4 protein-coding genes and 1 rRNA gene are annotated in these 4,204 nt (G+C 37.2%); all 5 read left to right on the top strand.

Annotated features, from left to right (window positions below):
* Positions 1–119: 119 nt before the first annotated feature.
* A 5S ribosomal RNA gene (gene rrf / locus AB1414_16605) occupies positions 120–236 on the top strand.
* A gap of 382 nt (positions 237–618) precedes the next feature.
* Positions 619–1,473, top strand: coding sequence for an NAD(+)/NADH kinase (locus tag AB1414_16600; protein ID MEW6609039.1), 855 nt, complete (start codon positions 619–621; stop codon positions 1,471–1,473).
* A 1-nt stretch (position 1,474) separates the two neighbouring features.
* Complete coding sequence (locus tag AB1414_16595) at positions 1,475–1,894, top strand: HEPN domain-containing protein (GenBank protein MEW6609038.1); 420 nt, start codon at positions 1,475–1,477, stop codon at positions 1,892–1,894.
* Positions 1,882–2,889 carry a galactose-1-phosphate uridylyltransferase gene (gene galT / locus AB1414_16590; GenBank protein MEW6609037.1) on the top strand — a complete coding sequence of 336 codons (1,008 nt, stop codon included), beginning with the start codon at positions 1,882–1,884 and terminating at the stop codon, positions 2,887–2,889. The genes AB1414_16595 and galT overlap by 13 nt, the downstream gene beginning before the upstream one ends.
* The gene (coaE, locus tag AB1414_16585; GenBank protein ID MEW6609036.1) at positions 2,886–3,524 is read left to right on the top strand and encodes a dephospho-CoA kinase; all 639 of its coding nucleotides are present in this window, start codon (positions 2,886–2,888) and stop codon (positions 3,522–3,524) included. The genes galT and coaE overlap by 4 nt, the downstream gene beginning before the upstream one ends.
* Positions 3,525–4,204 lie beyond the last annotated feature (680 nt).

Genomic DNA, 4,204 nt, shown 5'->3' with positions numbered 1-4,204 from the left:
ATAAAGAAGGAGTGTAAAAGGTAAAATGGAAGCCATTCTCATACCAATGTGTATGCTTGTAGTTTTTTTTGGAATAATATCTTTTATAATTTATAGACAGGATAGAATTGAAAAAAAATCCCGGTGATTATGGCAGAGGGGAAACACCCGTTCCCATTCCGAATACGGTCGTTAAGCCCTCTAACGCTGATGGTACTGCACTGGTAACGGTGTGGGAGAGTAAGACATTGCCGGGATTTTTTATTAAAGAAAAGTAATTGTAACTGTTCACCGCAAGATGCCACAGAGACGCAGAGAAAAAAATTAAAATCTATTTACGAGACGCTTAACAAATCTGGTCATAATGTCCTATGTATTTCCATGTCTGCATTAATAATCTTTTATGTTATCTGATTTATTTCTATATCTTCTCTGCGTCTCTGCGGTAAATTATCCCCCTGAACGGTTACACATTTTGAGAGAAAAATAAAGAATAATGAACCTCTATCTAATTTTTCACCGAGAATTCCTGCTTACCCAAAAAACTTCTTGCAAAATCTAAAATGGTATGATATAATTAAAATAAAGGAAGAGTTGGTGGGGTAAGACCTTAAGGTCTTACCCCTAATAGATATTAAGATGATAAACACAATTGCCCTTTTTATTAACCCAAATCGAAAAGAGGCTCCAAATGTCCTTGAAGAATTAAGGTTGTGGCTGTTGCAAGAAGGTAAATATAATTTACTTATGGAAAAAACGATTGCCCGGCGATTAAACCAGAAAGATTTAGGAGTCTCAGATGCAACCTTAAAAACTGCAGACCTGGTTATTGCATTAGGTGGCGATGGCACAATGCTCCATGCAGTTAAGGTTATGGGTGAAAAAGAAATTCCGATTGTTGGGGTAAACTTTGGCGGATTGGGATTTCTTACAGAAATTACACAACAAGAATTATATTCATCGCTTAAAGATGTCCTGAAAGGTAAATTCACCATTGAAGAACGAATGCTGTTATTGGCTAAAGTTAAAAAATTATCTTATCAGGCATTAAATGATGTCGTGATTACCAAAGGGACTTTAGCCCGGGTTATTTCCTTAAAGGTTCTGATTGATACAGAATATCTGACAACATATCAAGGGGATGGGATAATTGTGGCAACACCAACAGGTTCTACCGCCTATTCATTATCTGCGGGTGGTCCTATTGTTATCCCGGAAATGAAGACAATTATCATTACACCTATCTGTCCCCATACCTTATCGGTTCGACCAATGGTCATACCTCATCTTTCTAAAATCACTATTGTTGTAGAATCAGATGAGGAAGAGATTATGCTGACTATTGATGGACAACAAGGAGTGAAACTTAATCCGCAAGATGAGATTGAGATAACATCTGCCAAACAGATAATAAAATTGGTTAAGCCAAAAAAGAGAAGTTTTTATGAAGTATTGCAGACTAAATTAAAATGGGAAGGAAGGATTAGAAAGTGAGATGAGAGAGGATTCTTCACAATTATGGGAAGAAGCTCTGGTCAGATTAAAAGTAGGTGAAGAAAAGATAAAATTAGCCACAACGATGTGGAAAATGGGGAATTATGCGGAGGCAATGATGAAGGTGCATCATGCGGTCTATCATAGTGCCAGAGCCATACTCTACGCTAAACAAATAGAACCGGATACTGATTCACAGCCAATTGAAGAGTTTGGGTTAAATTTCTTGCAATCAGGGATTATTGATAAAAAAGATGTTAAACCATATCTTACTTTTAAAAAGTTACGGGATGATGTAAGGATTTTTAACTCAGATAAAGAAAAGGCACTGCATATGTTAAATGATGCCCAACAATTTATCAAGGGTGTTCAAAAATATATTAAAAAGGAAATAAAAAGGAGGAAACAATGCCAGAGTTAAGAAAAGACCCGGTTATTGGTAGATGGGTAATAATTGCGACGGAGCGCGCACAACGACCATCTGATTTTCATATCCCAGAAGGGGAATTCACAATAAATAGTGGAAGATGTCCATTTTGTGAAGGGAACGAGGCACTAACTCCACCGGAAATACTTTGTCTGCGTGAACGAGGCACTGCACCAAATACACCAGGTTGGTGGGTGAGAACTATTCCGAATAAATTCCCTGCATTACGCATAGAAGGAGAGTTAAATAGGCAGGGTGAGGGAATATATGATATGATGAATGGCGTAGGGGCACATGAGATAGTGATTGAAACACCAAACCATCATAAAAGTTTAGAAGACTTAGAAACTGATTATGTTGAAAAGGTGCTTTTGTGTTATCGTGAGAGAATGATTGATTTGAAAAAGGATACTCGATTCAAATATATACTCGTCTTTAGAAATCATCGCAGTAGTGCTGGGGCAAGCTTAGACCATCCCCATTCTCAATTAATTGCCACACCCATTGTTCCAAAACGCGTGAAGGAAGAACTTAGAGGTGCTTTAAGCTATTATAATTTCAAGGATAGGTGTGTTTTTTGTGACATTGTCCATCAGGAAATAAGAGATAATGTGCGATTGGTAATGGAGAACGAACATTTCATTACCTTTTCTCCCTATGCCTCCAGATTTCCGTATGAAATTTGTATCCTTCCTAAGACCCATTGTGCGTCTTATGAAACTATTGATAAAGAACAAATCCCGGCATTAGCCCAGATTCTAAAAATCTCCTTGCTAAAATTAAAAAAATTATTGAACGACCCTCCATATAATTATATAATTCACACAACACCTTTTTCCCTTCCAGGTAATTTAAAAGATTATCACTGGCACATTGAGATTATTCCCAGAATTACCCATGTGGCTGGATTTGAGTGGGGCACAGGATTTTATATCAATACTGTTATCCCTGAAGACGCCGCAAAGAATCTAAGGGAAATAGAAGGATGAATAAAAATCTTATTGTAGGGTTGACCGGCGGATTTGCTACCGGAAAAACTACTGTTACCAAAATATTTCAATCCCTTGGGGCAGTAATTATCGATGCCGATAAAATAGCCAGAGAGGTTGTTGCCCCAAATTCACCAGTCTGGCAAAATCTAAAGGAATACTTTGGGGCAAAAATTCTAAATAAGGATTTAACACTTAATCGAACTAGACTCGCTGATTTGGCTTTTAACAATGAAACTTATCTACGAAAATTAAACGAAATCACTCATCCTCCTATTATCCAGAAAATAAAAGAAGAAATAGAAAGGATACAAAATACCACACCAAATAAAATAATCATTATCAATGCCCCGTTACTTATCGAGGCAAACATGGTTTCGCTGGTAAATAAGATAATAGTTGTCACGGCATCAGAAGCAACACAAATTAAACGGGGGATGAAACGGGATAATTTAGAGATGGATGGGGCTAAAAAGAGAATTTTTGCCCAATTACCTCTTTCCGAAAAGGTTAGATTAGCGGATTTTGTGATTGATACTGACTGCCCTAAAAAAAGGGTGGTAGAAAAGGTGAAAATGGTGTGGGAAGAACTAAATGCTCTCTCGGGAAAAATGGGGACGCACACAATTATCTAAGAACGATTCTAACAAAACAATGCAACCTGTGAAATAGAAGGATAAAATATCCCCCAATTAGGATGAGAAAAAGAATAAACAGCTTTCACAGGTCGAAAACTCCTAAATATATCCCCTTATCTCCTTTATCTCCATATCTCCTTTTCTTACACCACCTGAACGCTTACAATAAATTTTACACGCACCCTTGTGGTTTTTAAACTTGACAGGAATGCGTGTTATAAGTATAATAAATGAGTAATTGGATAATTGGTAACTAATCACCAGAATAGGGCTTCACGAAATTATAAAGTAAGTAATCGGTTAAATGGTAACTGGTAACTAATTACCATGTAACCGTTCAGGTGGTAATTTACCGCAGAGACGCAGAGGAACAGAGAAGATATGGAAATAAATCAGATAACAGAAAAGATTATTGGTGTAGCCATTGAAATACTTATGACCTGCTTGCCGAATGTTCAGCCGGCAAGCCAGATTTGTTAATCCATCCCTGATTTTCATCAGGGCAAGTTTAATGTTGTTGGACTCAAGAGCTTGCACTGATGAAAATCAAGGATGTTAAGCCTATCGTCCATAAATTTTAATTTTCTTCTCTGCGTCTCTGTGTCTCTGCGGTGAACGGTTACATTACCATTCACCAGTTACCAATTACCAAAAAAAGGAGGCAAAGGTAAAATGAA

It is taken from the genome of bacterium (assembly GCA_040755795.1).
Taxonomy (GTDB): domain Bacteria; phylum UBA9089; class CG2-30-40-21; order CG2-30-40-21; family SBAY01; genus JBFLXS01.
The sequence above is the reverse complement of the archived record's forward strand: the minus strand, read 5'-3'. Positions and strand labels throughout refer to the sequence as shown.

Bases quoted from the DNA above. Each gene is read 5' to 3' on its own strand.
- galT (MEW6609037.1), top strand. From the start codon at position 1,882: ATGCCAGAGTTAAGAAAAGACCCGGTTATTGGTAGATGGGTAATAATT.
- coaE (MEW6609036.1), top strand. From the start codon at position 2,886: ATGAATAAAAATCTTATTGTAGGGTTGACCGGCGGATTTGCTACCGGA.
- AB1414_16595 (MEW6609038.1), top strand. From the start codon at position 1,475: ATGAGAGAGGATTCTTCACAATTATGGGAAGAAGCTCTGGTCAGATTA.
- AB1414_16600 (MEW6609039.1), top strand. From the start codon at position 619: ATGATAAACACAATTGCCCTTTTTATTAACCCAAATCGAAAAGAGGCT.